This window comes from Streptomyces sp. NPDC002773, assembly GCF_040295605.1.
In the GTDB taxonomy this organism is placed as follows: Bacteria; Actinomycetota; Actinomycetes; order Streptomycetales; family Streptomycetaceae; genus Streptomyces.
Genome location: NZ_JBEOVO010000013.1, coordinates 36757 through 53274, shown reverse-complemented (window position 1 = coordinate 53274; position 16518 = coordinate 36757). Strand labels below are relative to the sequence as shown.

Annotated in this window: 9 protein-coding genes; 4 read left to right on the top strand and 5 right to left on the bottom strand. The window is 67.5% G+C overall.

Features of this window, described 5'->3' with window-relative positions:
* Positions 1 to 8: 8 nt before the first annotated feature.
* On the top strand, positions 9 to 698 hold the full coding sequence (locus ABT034_RS17760) for a KpnI family restriction enzyme N-terminal domain-containing protein (protein ID WP_351216112.1): 690 nt from the start codon (positions 9 to 11) through the stop codon (positions 696 to 698).
* Between the two features lie 235 nt (positions 699 to 933).
* The gene (locus ABT034_RS17755) at positions 934 to 2292 is read left to right on the top strand and encodes a DNA cytosine methyltransferase (RefSeq protein ID WP_351216110.1); all 1359 of its coding nucleotides are present in this window, start codon (positions 934 to 936) and stop codon (positions 2290 to 2292) included.
* A 55-nt stretch (positions 2293 to 2347) separates the two neighbouring features.
* On the opposite strand, the gene ABT034_RS17750 is transcribed toward ABT034_RS17755, so the two are convergent.
* The 5 genes from ABT034_RS17750 to ABT034_RS17730 form a co-directional block, all read right to left on the bottom strand.
* Positions 2348 to 7936, bottom strand: a complete 5589-nt coding sequence (locus tag ABT034_RS17750) for a DEAD/DEAH box helicase (protein ID WP_351216108.1) — start codon at positions 7934 to 7936, stop codon at positions 2348 to 2350.
* The gene (locus tag ABT034_RS17745) at positions 7929 to 8876 is read right to left on the bottom strand and encodes a hypothetical protein (RefSeq protein ID WP_351216106.1); all 948 of its coding nucleotides are present in this window, start codon (positions 8874 to 8876) and stop codon (positions 7929 to 7931) included. The genes ABT034_RS17750 and ABT034_RS17745 overlap by 8 nt, the downstream gene beginning before the upstream one ends.
* A complete protein-coding gene (locus ABT034_RS17740; protein ID WP_351216104.1) occupies positions 8873 to 10999 on the bottom strand; it encodes a hypothetical protein in 2127 nt (708 codons plus the stop codon). Before ABT034_RS17740 ends, ABT034_RS17745 begins: the two co-directional genes overlap by 4 nt.
* Before the next feature lie 551 nt (positions 11000 to 11550).
* Complete coding sequence (locus ABT034_RS17735) at positions 11551 to 12936, bottom strand: uracil-xanthine permease family protein (protein WP_351216102.1); 1386 nt, start codon at positions 12934 to 12936, stop codon at positions 11551 to 11553.
* A gap of 135 nt (positions 12937 to 13071) precedes the next feature.
* Complete coding sequence (locus tag ABT034_RS17730; protein ID WP_351216100.1) at positions 13072 to 14298, bottom strand: MFS transporter; 1227 nt, start codon at positions 14296 to 14298, stop codon at positions 13072 to 13074.
* Between the two features lie 108 nt (positions 14299 to 14406).
* On the opposite strand from ABT034_RS17730, the gene ABT034_RS17725 reads away from it, so the two are divergent.
* On the top strand, positions 14407 to 15531 hold the full coding sequence (locus tag ABT034_RS17725; protein ID WP_351216098.1) for an ROK family transcriptional regulator: 1125 nt from the start codon (positions 14407 to 14409) through the stop codon (positions 15529 to 15531).
* Positions 15532 to 15911: 380 nt separating this feature from the next.
* Positions 15912 to 16430 (top strand): RICIN domain-containing protein, encoded by a 519-nt coding sequence (locus tag ABT034_RS17720; protein WP_351216096.1) that lies wholly within the window; start codon positions 15912 to 15914, stop codon positions 16428 to 16430.
* The last annotated feature ends 88 nt before the right edge of the window (positions 16431 to 16518 follow it).

Below are 16518 nucleotides of genomic sequence, written 5' to 3'. Positions count from 1 at the left end.
GAGCAGAGGTGACCCTCCCCGCTTGGAACGACCCTGAACTCAAGGGCGGAACCATGATCAGGGGCGCGCTGTGGCTCGTCCAGGAGATCGGTGAAGGCGAGACCTTCACCAAGGAGCAGCTCCGCGACGCCTTCCCCGGCATCTCCCAGGCCGACCGCCGTCTCCGTGACCTCCGGGACTTCAAGTGGGTCATCCTCACGAACACTGAAGACGCCACGCTCATGGCCGAGGACCAGCGGTTCGTGAAGGCGGGAGTGCCCGTCTGGGACCCTGCTGCACGCAGAGCAGCCGCGCCGCGGAAGAGAGCCACCGCCAAGCAGACGCGGGAAGCATATGAGCGAGACGGCCACATGTGCACGGTGTGCGGTATCGGCGGAGCGGAGCCGTACATCGACGACTCGAACCAGACGGCAGTCTTGTCAGTGACCCAGCGCCTCACAGTCCTTCCTGGCGGTACGGAAGAGCAACTGCTTGTCACGGAGTGCAAGCGATGCCGAGCTGGTAGCGACGGGCACCCTGCACGTGCCGACGAGGTCGTCGCCGCGATCAAGGACCTGGATCCGACTGACCAGCGGCGACTGGCACGTTGGGCAGAGCGGGGGCGCCGGGGCTCGACGCCGCTTGAGAGGGCGTGGAACGCCTACCGCCGCCTTCCCGGGGATGCTCGGCAACAGGTCCGCGAGGCGTTGGATATCTGACCAGCGCTGTAGCGCTTCCAGCCTGGGCGTTCAAATGGGAGCTGTCGGTCCTGCCGCGTAGACTACGCATCTTGTCCGGCATGCAGTGGTGATTAGCCGCCGCTCTACCACTACCTGCGGTTATGGTGCTGCCGCGGAGCCTGTGCTGTCGGATGCACGCGTGTCCACTGAGGCGTCTGCAGCGGCACCGCTAGTTCTGCGCTGGGGATTCCGGCGTACCCGGAGGGAGATCTGTATGTCGGCCATCGAGCCTGCAAAGCCGCTTGAGGTCGTCGAGATCTGCGCGGGTGCGGGCGGTCAGTCCCTCGGGCTGGAACGGGCAGGCTTTCGCCACCGTCTTGCTGTCGAGCTGGATCCCCACGCTGCCAACACTCTGCGCTGCAACCTTGTGGAGTTCCTCGGTTACAGCGAGGAAGAGGCGCAGGCGTCCGTCAAGGTCGGCGATGTCGCTGACCCCGCTGTCTGGAATCCGGTCCTCGATGCGGAGCAGCTCGATCTCCTCGCTGGCGGAGTGCCGTGCCCCCCGTTCAGCATCGCGGGGAAGCAGTTGGGCACGAACGACGAGCGCGACCTGTTCGCTTGGGCCATCGAGCTCTGCGGCAAGGTACAGCCGAAGGCGCTGCTTCTGGAAAACGTGCGCGGCCTCAGCGCCAACCGTTTCGCGGGCTACCGCCAGCACGTGCTCGACCGACTTAAAGAGCACGGCTACATCGCGGAGTGGCAGCTCCTCCAGGCAGACGACTTCGGAGTCTCCCAATTGCGTCCGCGCTTCGTCCTGGTCGCGCTCCAGCGGGAATTCGCCCCGTATTTCGAGTGGCCGGAGCGTCGGCCGGGGAGTGCGAAGTCGGTAGGTGAGCTCCTAGTGGACCTCATGGGGAAGCGCGGGTGGAAGGGTGCTCAGGAATGGGCTGATTCAGCCACTGGAATCGCGCCCACCATCGTCGGAGGGTCGAAGAAGCATGGCGGTGCCGATCTCGGCCCCACGCGCGCTAAGCGCGCATGGGCGGAGAAGGGCGTAGACGCAATGGGCGTCGCCAATGATGCGCCGCCGGAGGCCGGCCCTCCTGTCGTCGGCGGTCGGCCGTTCCCGAAGCTGACCACGACCATGGTCGCCCGCATCCAGGGTTGGCAGGACGCGGACAGTGAGGGCGACGGAGGCGAAGACGACTTCCGCTGGAGGTTCCACGGTCTGAAGACCAGTAAGTACCGCCAGATCGGAAATGCATTCCCGCCGCCCGTGGCCAAGGCCCTCGGGGTATCGATCAGGAACGCGCTGAACAAGGTCGGCGAACCCCGCGAGCTTGTCGAGACCGCTGACGCCGTTACCGACCCTGTGTACAAGCTGCTGCGCAGCAGCGTGCGGGCGCTGTCGGTCGAGCAGATCATCGCCAAGCTCGGGGCATCGGGAACAGCCATGGACCAGCCGACGGTCGAACGGCACCTCAACCACCTGAAGCACGACTTCGAGATGACCGCGGTGACTCGTTCCAATGGGGTTGTCGCGTACAGCATCGGCGAGTTCAAGGCATTCGTGGGGCAGGACGACCACCAGCGCCACGATCTCTTCAGCCAGCACCGCTCCAAGATCAGTTGATTCCGTAGATCGAAGTCTGCGGCCCCGTTGCCAAGGGGGCGCAGACCTTCGGACCTCAGATGGCGTCAAATCCCGTGATCAGTGCAGTTACCTGGGCGGGCGCTTTATCGAGGAGGAAATCGTCGATAAAGACCACTTCTGATACGCCTCGACTGCTTGCGGAAGCGGCTGCCTTGACTGAGGTGATCCGAGGGGACTCCATTTCTTCTCCGGCTGCTTCGAACGGACTCTTGACCGCGACCCAGAGCCGCTCCTCGAAGAGGACGGCAGGGCCCGTTCCGCCGAGGTCCGGTGCGAATTCCGCGTCGCCCTCTGGGAAGTCGCTGGACCAGTTCTCTAGAAGCAACCCAGTTCGGCGCGGCTGAATGATGCTAGGAAGGTTACCTCCGGACAGGATTCCTAGGAGGTCAGAGGCGAGGCGCCAGTCTAGGAGCGAGTGGTAAGCCATGTTGGTGTAGTCGCGGAGGCATTCGTAGCATGATCCGCGGCATTCGCTTCCGTGGCTTCCTGTGCGGAACTTCCCGAGCATGCGGTTGGCGGAATCCAGCAGCTGCTGGAATACCTCAGGTTCGGCGAGATGAGTGCAGTACCCAGCGCCGTTGTCGAGGGTGTCGGATAGGAAGGCGAATGTCCGGGACCGGCTGTGCGCCGATCCGGCTCCGTGAATACCTGCTGCGATCTCGTTCGGCTGGACCTGCAGGATGTCGCCGGCCGCGACGCGGAGGAGGGCAGCGAGCGAATACCAGGCCGCGCGGCGGCCCGACCGGTTGTCAGGGAAGCCCGTCGCCTGCGGCACCGAAGCGAGATTGAGGCGCAGGCCGTGGTCGGGAAGCTCGCCAGCGGTAGGGCCGAGCAGGAAGAGGTCGGTGTGTTGGACAGCGCCGATGGCTGTGCTGAGGGTGCTGCCGTCTGCCGGCCCCGTGTCTGCCGCCAGCCAGGGGGCATAGGCGGTGGCCTCTGCCTCGACGAGGGCTCCGGACCACTGACTCGTCGCTTTGGCCGGAGAGAAGTGGAAGAGGCGTCCGCCGTTGTCGTTCACGGCATAGCGGCGGCCCTTGCCAGCATGGACAACAATGCCGCCATTGATAATGCGCTGGGGGGCTCCGGACTCCATATCGGCGGCCGTCCGAGGGGAGAGCGACCGGGCTCGCCAAGCGAAGTTCCCGTCGAAGTCGCGTGCCTTGCCGCCTGTGAAGAAGCCAGCGGGCTCGTGGAGCGAAACCTCTCGGTACGAGCCATCATCCGCGCCGCATGCGCTGCAAGACAGGGTCTGCTCCTGGCCGTCGGCTTCTGGCGACGGCTTCACGTCCTCGGCCAGGTGTCCGCAGGCGCGGCAGATACCGATCTGCTGTGCCCCTCCCAGGGGCTCGGCTGCGGATCTAGGTGCCCTCCCGCCGGGTTCGTAGGCGACGACGCCCACGGCGGTATGGACCTTCCCGTCCTTCACCGTTTCCGCGCCGGGAGCGAACTGAGCAATGGCGATATCGAGGGACCGGTCGACGACTCCGGAAGGCGGCCAGGGATACGAGTCGGTCGGCCTCTTCGTGTAGAGATAGCGGACTGAGGTCGGGAAGCCGAACATCGGTAGGACCCCGGCCTCGGCCAACCGCTGGCTGAGATCGTGATGCCCTCGAGATGCCTCGGCGATCGCGGTGATGTCCCGTACGAGGCCCTCTGCGATCCACTGGAGGGAGGAGCCCTTGGAGTCCGCGCTGCGGGTGCGACTGGCGAGGGAACTGGCGAGGTCGCGGATCTGCTCAGACTCGGCAGCGATCCATGTCCCGACCGCGTGGCTCACGGCTGGCCAGTCCCGGGCTAGCCCGAACTGGCCGTGGACGTTTCGTGTGGGGTCGAGGGCATCGTCATCCGATGCGCAAGCCCATACGGATTCGAAGGCCCTGCGCAGAACTTCGGCAGCGAGGACGCGCTGGTAGATGTCCCTCATTTCGGTGGAGAGGTAGGGCGGCGGAGTGGGCGCATCGGTGATGCGCCTGGGATCCTGGAAGTAGTGCTCGTCGTGGCTCCGGCCGCGGCACACCGTCAGAGCCAGGGCTACGGGGGTGTCGCGGCGGCCTGCTCGGCCCACCCGCTGTTGGTAGTTGAACCGGGTGGGAGGCATGTTGGCCATCAGTACAACGGAGAGCGGGCCGATATCGACGCCGGCTTCCATGGTCGTGGTCACAGAGAGAACGTCGAGGGTGTCGGGACGGTAGTTCTCCGTGCCGTCGAGGAACACCCCTTGGAAGCGGGCCTGGCGGCTCTGGGCTTCGATGCGGTCCGTCTGGCCAGTGAGTTCCGCGGTGTTGAGGCGGAAATTGCCGACCTTGTGCTTGGCCATCCACGCGTAGTAGTCGTCGTCCAGCGGGGTGGAAGGAGAAGCCTCCGCTGGCAGCTGCTCACCGCACTTCGTGCACGTACCAGTGCCGGGATGGAGGTGATGGCGGTGGCACCTGCTACATGTCCAGGACAATCCCTCGCCATGGCGCAGGGAGACCTGTGCGGGCTGGATGACGTACTTGATGACGGCCTTACCCCATGCTTGCTCCGCGCGCCGCTGCACGTTGTCCTCAGACAGCCCTGAGACACCAGCGACTTTGCGCCAGTAGTCACGCAGAGGGCGGGGCGGTGTGTCAGAAGGGGTGCGGAGGCCGGCGAACCGGCGCATGTGGCCGAGCACCCGCAGGCTGCCGCGGACGAGAGCGGTGTCTGAGCCTCGGGGGGTTTCAAGGGGTCCTTGGTCTGTCGACAGGGTGAGCCAGCCGAGACCGAGAGATTCGAAGTCCCTTCCGGCGCTGCCGAACAAGCCCATGAGGAGTTCTCTGCTGAGGGACTCTCGGATCTCCTCACGGAGGTCCCGCTGCCGTTCGCTGAGAGTGCTGACCGACTCATCGCGTACTTTGCCGTCAGGGCTGTCGGGCCACCGGTACAACGACGACCAGGGCAGTGCCGGAGAGCCCGTCTGGTAGCGGGTCTTCTGCAGAGAAGCACTCGGCCCACCGGGATTGACACCGAGGTGGAGGAGCCGCTCGGCAATGGCGGCTGTGTGGCTGTCCAGACTGGGAACGCGGTTGAGCAGCGCGTACAACTCTGGTTCGGCTTCGGGGCCGGGTTCGTCGGTGAGGTCGTCCAGGCTTTCCGTGCTGCTTGGCTTCTGGAGTTTCTCCCAGGCGTCGTACGTCTCAGGATCGCGAGCGCGGAGGCGCTTGCGTGCTGCCTGGGCAACCAATCTGTCAGCAGGCGCCGGTGAGGTCCGGCGGAAGAAATCCTGGATAGCGGCGAGGTCGGCTGCTGGATGGCCCTGCTCGGTGAGTTCTTCGGCGAGCAGGAGGCGTAGGAGGTCCTGGTAGTGGCGCAGCCCGAGGCCTGCGGCGAGCTTGGCGGCGTCCTGGCGGCTGTCAGAGAAGACGACGGCCTGGGGTACGGGCAGCTGGGAGAGGAGACTGGTAGTGAGTACCTGGTTGACCTTCTCGAAGCCGGTACGCATAGAGCGCACAGGAGTGCGGAGGCGCCGAGGGTCGCTCAGACTGAGGCTTTCGTGGCCGAGCCGCCGGGTCTCCCAGTTGTCCCCGCACCCAGGGCATTGGGTCGGTGCGGCAGGGAGGTCTTCGAGCTTGAGCCGCACATGCCCGCGTTTCGACTCCGGCACGCTGGTATGGAAGGACCAGCCGGTGTGGTTCCGATGGTTGCGCAGTATCCCGGTGCGGGGGTCGTAGGCACTGCGCTTGAATTCGAAGCCCGCGCTCAGGGTGCCCTTATCGGAGCTGGACTCCCACTCCAGCTTGTCCGTGGCGGGGTCCTGCTTTCGAGGCCAGTAGACGATGTAGTTCGCGGCGCTGGGGTTGTGGGACGCGCTGTCAGGGAGGGAGTCGAGATCTGGGAGGTCGGCGAGGAGGCCGGCCTCGAATGCTCTGCCCCGGGGCTTCTTGAAGGCGGACTCGGGAGCGTAGCCGCCCAAGAGGACATCGCCGCAGTTCTGGCAGTAGAGCAGTTCCAGGACTCTGGAACCGCAGTCGCAGCGGGGAGTCGGTCGGGAGTACAGCTTTCCGACGGTCCTGTCACTGTCGGCCTGCCCCGCGATCTCGGAGCAGGAAGGATCCGAGCAGGCCCAGACGCCAGGGATGTTGCGGAAGAACAGGTGCCCGCGAAGTTTCGGCATTCCGGGAAGTCCCGTACGACGCAGTGCGGTCAGGACGCCGGCCACGGCTGCTTCCTGATCGCCGCTCGGGGCGGCAGGGAAGAGCCGGGCAGCCACTGCGGTGTCGAAATCAGAAGTCAGGCGGTCGCCGTCCCGCAGAGCGTTGGTGAGGGCGTTGCCGGCGCCCGACCGGATGAGGAGGTCGTCTACCGCAGCAGGATCGGGATCCGCTCCGAGCTGCTTGAAGGAGGCCGCATGGGCGGAGATATCGGCGGTGGCTTCCGACGGAAGGAGCAGTCGTCCCCCGAGGACTTCGAAGTGATCGCGTTCGATGCCGAAGAACTCTTGGAGGAAGTCGAGGTCCCGGGGAGCTTCCAGGGAGGCAGACGCTGCCATGACCCGGAACTTTTCCGGCCTGTTCTCGAGCCCCAACCTGTGCCGGAGGTTCCTCAGCAGGTAAGCGATCTCCGTTCCCGCAGTGCCGCGGTACATGTGGAGCTCGTCCACGACCAGTGTGAAGCGGGCATCGGGGACTTCTTCGAGCCAGCGGCGGGTCTTCTCGAAGATGGAGGCTTCGCGGGACCGCATCAGCATGACGTTCAGCATGCTGTAGTTGGTGATCATGATGTCCGGGGGAGCCTGGAGCATGTCCCAGCGGGAACGCATTTCTGCGCCATCGAGCCGGGGGATGAAGTACTGGCCGTCCCCTCCAGAGGCGTGTGCCTGCCGAGACCTTTCCTCGGTCGCAGAGAACTCCCGCCGGAGGGTTCGGACGCCTGCCGCTGAACCGATGTCTCCTGGCACCGGGGTTGCACCGGTGTAGCGGCCGAAGTAGAAGCGGTGGCCGGGGCGGCGCTGAGCAAGCCATTCGCGGACGTCGTCGCTGTCCAGGGCCTTGCGGAGGCGCATCATCTGGTCGTCGACGAGTGCGTTCATGGGGTAGAGGACAAGGGCGCGCACCGCGGCATGGCGGCCCTTCTCGCCTGCGCGCTGGGGCTGGAAGTCGCCGCTGGGCGAACTCCACCAGCGGTTGGAGGGAAGGGAAGAGGCCGACCACGCCTCGGATTCGCGCACGAGATCGGCGAGGATGGGAAGGATGAACGACTCTGTTTTGCCGGACCCCGTCCCGGCGGTGACGACTACGTTGCGCTGATCCCGTACGGCAGCGATGAGAGCACGGTGCTGGTGCTCGTACAGGGAAGGGGCGCCCTTGAGTAGGCCCAGCTCTGCCAATTCAGCGAGGTAGGGGTGCGCCCCTGCCTCGCGGGCCGATTCCGGGATACTGACCCCGGCGGAGACGTACTGGGGCCGGACTTCGATCAGAGGGCGGCGCCATGCTCCGCCATCGCGGTTGAAGAGCTGCCGCCGCTCCTTTTGGAGTCGGTCGTCAGCGAGCCCGAAGGGCGTGTCGTAGTAGCGGAAGAGCGCGTCCTTGAGGTGCTCGAAGGACCCCATGACGTCCAGTTCGGAGGCCCTGGCTGCGGACGGCGAGGGCGATGCGTCATTCATTGCTGTCTCCGAGTGCCTGTCCGAGCGAGTGCGCGATCTTCATTGCTACAGCCTCAGGAACGTTGTCGTAGGCAAGGTTCTCGGCCCCCTCGTTGATGCGCGGGGCAAGTCCTGAGCACATCGAGGCGACTCTCCGGTGCAAGTCGGGGAGCGGGTAGCCCCAATCCACGAAGAGGGTGCCGATGCGCTCGCGTCCGCAGGACTCTTCCGGAAGCCACCGTAGAACGTCGGCAGTTCCGTTCTGGTCGGCGAGCACTGCGTAGACACCGTGCTCATGTGTGGTCTCGAACCAGCTTCCGGAGCGTAGGACCTGGCAGACCCGCTTGCTGTCCCTTCGCTTCAGCCGGTAGAGGCCGTCGTGCTGAGGCCGGCGGACGGGAAGGTACCGGGACTCCCCGAAGTCGTACTGCTCCAGAGGGGCCCCGTACTCCGGTTCCGATGTCTGCTCCACGAGAGCCGAGGACGGGAGCAGGGACGCGGCCTGGTAGGCGAAGCACGGAGCGAGTACTGCGCCCAGATCTGCTGCGAGTTCCGCAAGCTCGTCCTCCTCGCCGAACCGGACGATCAGTGAGTCGGGGAGCGGGATGTCGCGGGGAGGCCGTTCGGCTGAGGAGCGGTACAACTCGACGCATTCATCCTGCACGAGTTCGTCCAGGCGCCGGTCGAAGGCAGCAGTGCGGCTGCCAGTGAGGACGGCGAGCCCCTGAGCCTGGGGCAGAGGCGTGATGACAGGTGGGGCGACTGACCACCGCCGTTCGCTCCAGTCGATGTCGAGGTACGCCAATGAGACGGCGTCACGCAACCATCTGCCGGGAGCACCTGGGCCGATCTCCGGGCACGACTTGGTTCCAAGCCACCACAAGCCCTGCTTGACCTCGCCGAGGTCACCTGCCCCCTCTTCGCTGAGCCATCGGAGCAGCAGGGCGCCAGGATCGTTCATTCCGCGCTCCGATCATGCGACCTGATGATGGCTTCGGCAGCCTGCACGTAAGCAGACCAGCCGACTTCGCCGCACTTGTCTCCGGCGCTGAGGACGGCGTACGCCCAGCGGTAGTCGTCCCCTGAGGGCGCAGGCGCCGGAACGGCGGCGTTTACCGACACCACCCGGACCCACCAGCGCGACGGGGTCCGGTAGACGAACCACACGGCTCCCTCCGGGACCTCAGCCTCCAGTCCGCGGTTCACGGCTGCTTCAGGCAGCCGTTTCACGACCCAGGGAGGGGTCTGCTGGGCGTGCACGGGAACTACTCCGCCGTACGAGTCGAGGAAGAAGGCTTCCAGGACTTCACGCCTCACGATGACGGTGCGAGGCAGTTCCGTGCGGGCCGGGGCGGCAGCGCCTCTGATCCAGGCGTCCTCGCTCTCCACGCTGCTGACACGGGAAGCGGCGGTCCTGTCGCACTTGTAGCCGAGACTTCCGGTCCCTTCTGGCAGCCCTTCATGAAACCCGTCGTACACGGTGAAGACCTGGCTGCTCGACGAGGTGCCCACGTCGTGCTGCCCCTCCTCGAGCCGAAGGCAGTTGAGCGGGAAAGGCACCCGGGGGTCGGCCCGCAGTTTCGACGTCCTCCCGTCGAGCGCGACTTCGACCGTAGCGTCGGGAGAGTGCGCGGCAGGCAGGAGGAGGTCTGGCTCGCCTCCGCGGAGGTAGTGCCCTGCGACGCTGGATCCGGCACGGTACTCACGGGCGATACGCAGCCCGCCTATGAGCTTGGTGTGCTGCCGTACCTGCGGTTGCAGGACATGGACATGCTCGCCGCCGGAGTCGAGGGCCCGTGTGAACGCCGTGCTGTCGACGGCGCGGACGCCTTTGAAGATCCGCCATCCCGGGATGCCGGGCAGGGGCGCCTCCCGGATCGTCTGAGTTCCGATCGAGTTGAGCATGGACCCGACTTGCCCTGCTACTGCTGAGGAGGCAAGAATCCAGTGCTGCTCACCCGGCTCGAAGTATTCAGTGCTGACCCAGTCGCCGAGGTCGGAGTGCATGCGGAGCAGCACGACCTCCTGCGGAACCCACTCGATGACGAGGTCGTCGCCTTCAAGGCGCACACCGAGGCGGAGCTGAGGCTCTGACGGATGCAGTGTCTCCAGGCCGGAGTACACATGGCCGTAGTCAGTGCGCAGGGCGAAGGACCGGCCGTCATGGATCCGGACCGTGGCCTCCTCGACGCCCTCTGCCGCATCAGCGAGCCATTCCAGGCGCCGCCCGCGGTCCGTCACGGCGAGGCGCAGGCCGAGCGCCCTGCGCCGCTGCTTCCGGTCGGGCTCGTGGAGGGTTCCGTCCCAGTCGTAAGCGAGCCGCTCTAGGAGCGAGACGATCAGCGGGTTGCCTTTCCCGAAGTTCCCGCTTCCGGTGGCGAACTGAAGCTCCTCCATCAGCCGCGGTGAGAGGTGCCGGTCGCGCCCAGCGCTCCATGCGGTCAGACGCCGGAGGAGCTCCCGCCCTGGGACCTCCGTCGAGTTGCGGGGGCGGAGCCTTGTCGTGGCGAAGAAGCGTGTGAGGATCTGACGGTCTGCTCGGCGGATGAGGGCCTGCGAGATCGGGTATCCGATGCGCCAGTAGTGCTCGTCCGTACTCACTGTGCTCGCGCCGTACAGTCCGCCGGCGCGCTCGAGCCAGAAGTCCAGTTCCTCCCACATGGCGGCAACATCATCCAGGGCCTTGTCGAGGCGCTTGGCTTTGCGGCTTTCCTGCGGAACACCGAACACCTGGTACCAGCGTCCGCGGAAGTTCGTACGGAGCATCCCGTCCGAGGTCGCCATGCGGGTGGCCGCTAGCACGGACGCGGCGAGTACTGGGAGGCTTGGCGGGGCACCGGCACTTCCCTTGGCCGTCCATGTGCGGCACTGGCTCAGAACCCGCCAGAAAAGAGGCTTGTCCGACCCCTCCCAGTACATCTCGTCCGAGACTGCTTGGGCCAGGGAGGCATCGATCCCGTTCCGTTCAGCGAGTTCCCGCTCGGCTTCGTCATCGACGTATAGAACGGTGCTCTGCAGCGCATGGTCAGGGCCGAAGAACTCCTCGGATAGCGCTTCGTGCCACTGGTCGTACGCTCGCTTCATCTGCCTACCTCTGCCCACAGTGCCGTTAGCGGCTGGATCTTGTGGGGGGACGTGCTCTTTGCGCTCGGTTCTCCGTTGGATACGAGTACCCAACGCGCGCAGTGTGGGGCATGCAGAAGGGAACGCGCGTGGTGCACACACTTACTTGGCAAACAGTAAGGGCAAGTGATGCCCCCTGTCAGCAGGCAAAGGCACCAGGGCCGCGGTGGCAACTAGGAGGCACAGGGGCGTAGGTGATGGCTCATCCGGTGCCAGGAGGCCCAGGGGCGGATCTGATGCTGGAACGTCCCCACCGTACGACCGGAGTGGTCTCGCTCTGGTCGCCACCCGGCCGGGAGGTGCCGAGATGCTCACGCAGTGCGCCTGGCTCCATCTGGGCTTCGTTCCCGGGGCGGGTGTGATCGACCACGCCAGGAGAAGACTCCGTGCTAGAGGAACGACACGTGCCGACCTTAGCCGCTGCCCGCCCGAAGCCTCGGAGTCTCCAGTCGGCCCGGGCCTAACGACAGCGATGAGTACGCGAAACCGTGATCCGGCGGGAGCGGCCGGGGTCAGGACTCGCCCCGCCCTCGGTCGTACTCCGCATTGCCCGCCTCCGCGAGCGGCGGCTCCTCCTTCATGTGGGTCGGCGCCAGGGCCCGGAGGGCGTGGTAGCCCACGACCACGACCAGAGTCCCCAGCGCGATGCCGCTGAGCTCGAAGTTGTCGGTGAACGACAGGCTGACGTTGCCGATTCCGATGATGAGTCCCCCGGCTACGGGCACCAGGTTGAGCGGGTTGCGCAGGTCCACCTTGGCGTTGATCCAGATCTGGGCGCCGAGCAGGCCGATCATGCCGTACAGGATGACGGTGATGCCGCCCAGGACACCGCCGGGGATGGCGGCGACGACCGCGCCGAACTTCGGGCAGAGACCGAAGAGCAGGGCGAAGCCGGCCGCGGCCCAGTAGGCGGCGGTCGAGTAGACGCGGGTGGCGGCCATGACGCCGATGTTCTCGGAGTACGTGGTGTTCGGCGGGCCGCCCACGGCCGTAGACAGCATCGAGGCGGCGCCGTCGGCGGCGATCGCCGTGCCGAGCTGGTCGTCGAGGGACTTGCCGGTCATCTCGCCGACGGCCTTGACGTGTCCGGCGTTCTCGGCGATCAGGGCGATGACGACGGGCAGCGCGACCAGGATCGCGGACCACTCGAAGCTCGGCCCGTGGAACGAGGGCAGACCGATCCAGTCGGCGTTCGACACGGCGGAGAGGTCGAGCCGCCAGTGGTCGGTGACCTGCCCGGCCGGGGACATCGAGTGGATCTTGCCGAAGACCAGGTCGAAGACCCAGGAGACGCCGTAGCCGAAGATCAGGCCGAGGAAGATCGCGATCCGGGACCAGAAGCCCCGCAGACAGACCACGGCGAGACCGGTGAACAGCATCACGAGCAGCGCCGTCCACTGGTCCTGCGGCCAGTACGTCGACGCGGTGACCGGGGCCAGATTGAAGCCGATCAGCATGACGACGGCGCCCGTCACCACCGGCGGCATCGCCGCGTGGATGATCCGCGCCCCGAACTTCCGTACCGCGAGGCCGGCGAGGAAGAGCACCGCCCCCACGACCAGGACCGCGCCCGTCACGGTGGCGCTGCTGCCGCCGGAGGCCCGGATGGCGGCGGCGACGCCGACGAAGGAGAGCGAGCAGCCCAGGTAGGAGGGGACGGTGCCGCGGGTCGCGAGGAGGAAGATCGCGGTCGCTACACCGGACATCATGATCGCCAGGTTCGGGTCGAGACCCATGAGCACCGGAGCCACGAACGACGCCCCGAACATCGCCACCACGTGCTGTGCGCCGAGGCCGACCGTACGGGGCCAGGAGAGCCGTTCGTCCGGGCGGACGACGGCTCCGGGAGCGGGTGTTCGCCCGTCGCCGTGCAGACTCCAGCGCACGCCGAGGTTCATGAGGTCGCTCCCGTTCTCCGGTTCCGGCGGCCGTGTCGCGACCGCGAAAGATCAGCCACATGGTATGCGCCACCACCGGCCGGAGCCGGAGCCGGAGCCGTGCGCCGGAAACCGGGCACGGCCCAGGAGCACGCCCTAGCCGCCCGTCGGGCCGGACACCTTCGCCGGGGATCCCTCCGCCGCCTGCGTCGACGCCGCGTTCCGGCCGGTCGTCCTGAGGACGCCCGCGCCGGCCACCAGGCCCAGGGTGAGCAGGGTGACCAGGCCGAAGGAGACGACCAGGGAGGTCGCGTCCGCGATGCCGCCGATCGCCGAGGGGGCGATCAGACCCGAGGTGTACGTGATGGTGGCGACGCCCGCGATGGCCTGGCTGGGGTTGGGGCCGCTGCGCCCGGCCGCCGCGAAGGCGAGCGGGACGACGACGGCGATCCCGAGCCCGATGAGTCCGAATCCGGCCATCGCGACAGCGGCGTGCGGGGCGAAGACGACCATGAGCCCGCCGACGGTGGCGGCGGCGCCCCCGACGCGTACGGTACGGACCGCCCCGAAGCGGTCCACGACCCGGTCGCCGACAAGCCGCGCCACGGCCATCGTCAGCGCGAAGGCGGTGGTGGAGGCGGCCGCCAGCCCGGCCGAGCTGCCCAGCTCGTCCCGGAGGTAGACGGCCGACCAGTCGAGGCTCGCGCCCTCCGCGAAGACCGCGCAGAAGCCGATGGCGCCGATGACCAGGGCGGACTTGGGCGGCAGCGTGAACCGCGGCGGGGCCTCCTCGTCCGGCGTGCTGCGCACGTCGAGCACGCCCTGGCAGAAGACCAGGCCGAGCGCGGTGAGGGTCAGGGCCGCGACGAGGTGGTGGAGCCGGGCGTCGCCGCCGAGGTGGGCGGCGACCGTGCCGGCGGCGGAGCCGATGAGGGCGCCGACGCTCCACATGCCGTGCAGGCTCGACATGATCGACTTGCCGAGCCGGTTCTCGGTCTCGACGCCGAGTGCGTTCATCACGACGTCGGACATGCCCGCCGTGGCGCCGAACACGAAGAGCGCGCCGCACAGCCCCCAGATGTTCGGGGCGAGCGAGGGCAGTGTCAGCGAGAGCGTCCACAGGGCGAGCAGGCCGCGCAGTGCCGTGCGGGCGCCGAAGCGGTGGGAGACGGCCCCGGCGAGCGGCATCGCGAGCGAGGCGCCGAGCGCGGGGAAGGCGAGCGCGAGCCCGAGCTGGCCGGCGCTGACGCCCGCGTGCTCCTGGATCCAGGGGATCCGGGTCGCGAAGCTGCCGGTGACGGCGCCGTGGACGCAGAACACGGCGGCGACGGCGAAGCGCGCCCGCCGCAGGCGATCGGTGCTGGTGACGGTCTCCGCCGCCATGGGCCCTCCCGGTGGTCGTGGTGTGGCGCGTAAACTATCAGGAACCCTCCCTGATAAATAGACCGCAGGGGACGGTCCCCCTCCCCACGAGTCTGAGAGGATCGCCGCATGGCCGCATCCCCGAGCACCGCACGAGCCATCAACGACCGGCTCGCCCTGCGACTGCTCCAGGACGAGGGCCCGTTGACGGCCACTCAGCTCAAGACCCTCACCGGACTCTCCCGGCCCACCGTCGCCGACCTCGTCGAACGGCTCCAGGGCTCCGGGCTCGTCCATGTCGTCGGGGAGTCCGGGGCCGAGCGCCGAGGCCCCAACGCCAAGCTGTACGGGCTCGTCGCCGACCGCGCGCACCTCGCCGCGCTCGACGTCCGGATGCGCTCGGTCTCCGTCACCGTCACCGACCTCCTCGGCACCGCCCTCGCCCAGGAGTCCGTACCTGTCGGCGACGACAGCGGTACGGGACCGGCCGTCGAGAAGGCCGTCACCCTCCTGGAGCGGACCGCGAAGGAGGCGGGCGCGGACCGGCTGCACACCGTCGCCGTCGGCGCGCCCGGGCTCATCGACCCGGGTACCGGCGAACTGCGCGACTCCACGGGGCTGCCCGCCTGGCACCGGCGCCTGGTCGCGGTCCTCCAGGAGCGGCTGCCGGCCCATGTCCTCGTCGAGAACGAGACCAACCTCGCCGCCGTCGCCGAGCTGCGCGAGGGCGCGGCCCGCGACCGCGAGGACTTCGTCCTGCTCTGGCTCGGCCAGGGCGTGGGTGCCGCCGTCGTCCTCGACGGGCGGCTGCGCCGCGGGGCGTCGGGCGGCGCCGGCGAGGTCGGCTTCCTGCCCGTGCCCGGCACGTCGGGGCTGCCCTCGGCCACCGGTTGCGACGGCGGCTTCCACGAGCTGGCCTGCGCGGCCGCCGTCGAGACCCTCGCCGTCGCGCACGGGCTCGACCCGGCCGGCGCGCTCGCCTCGGGCCACGAGCCCTTCCTCGACGCGCTCGCCCGCCGTCTCGCCGTGGGAGCGGCCGCGGTCGTCTCCGTACTCGACCCCGGCTGCGTGGTCCTGGGCGGGGAGACCGGCCACCAGGGCGGCGACGTCCTCGCCGCGCGCGTGGAGGCCGAACTCGCGGCCCTCTCACCCCTCCGCACGGAGGTCCGCCCCACCAGCCTCGGCGACACGGCCGTCCTCCGCGGCGCCCTCCTGCGCGCCCGCGACGCGGCGCAGGACGAGCTGTTCCCGTAGACCTGACCGGACCAGATTCCGACCTACCGCAGTGGTCGGCGCCCGCGACGGCCACGTGGTCGAACCCGTCGCCGATGAGCAGTAGTTGAGACGCTCACTCTTTCGAGCGATGGCGGTTCTCTCCGGCCCTCTCGCCGTGGGCGCGCATCGTGGCGTTCCCTGTGGGCCGCGCTCCGCCGGAACCTGAAGGCAGCTCGACCGCACGGGTCGGACTCTGCCGATCTTCCTATCGGCTTTATCCACCCAGGGGAGCGAAACAGCGGCAGATCTATTTCGCTGAAGAAAACCGATGGGCACTCTTGTCGCGGGCACCTTGTTTCGGGTGTCCGCTGATCTCGGTGCGTTCCGGGGGAATGCAGCCTGTCCATAGGGAGAAGTTCATGTCGGCTCGATCGCGGATCCGTCGCGCGGCGCGGTATCTGTGCGCAGTCACGTTGGGGGCTGCGGCGACACTGGGCGCGGCCCCGCAGGCGTCGGCGGCGGTGCCTTCGGGCTATTACCGCATTGTCACGTACGAGGGCCTGTGCTGGGACGATGGCGGAGCGCAGCTCACGCAGTGGACCTGCGAGGAGGACAACGAAGACCAGGTCTTCTACCTCATGCCGTCGTACGACCATGTCGAGCAGAGGGTTCAGACTGCCGACGGCAAGTGCTTGGAGGCGGATGGATTTTACGAGCACGATTCCATCCGCGGGCAGAGGTGCGACTGGGACTCCTACGACCAGTTGTTCAGGTTCGTGCCGTTGGGCAACGGCACGTATCAGATCAGGACCGACTCGCACGCAGGCAAGTGTGCGCATGTGGAGTACCCCGGCGCCGGCGTTGACGTCACGTCGTCCCCCTGCTGGAATTCCGAGTTCGCAGAGAAGCAGAAGTTCGAGCTCGTGCCGGTGAGCTGAGGCAGCGCAGCAGTTTCCGGCTGCAGTCCGTCCCTGCCCCGGCGGGTCGAGGGGTCTCCGGCCGACGGTTCCTTGTCACTTCTCCGGT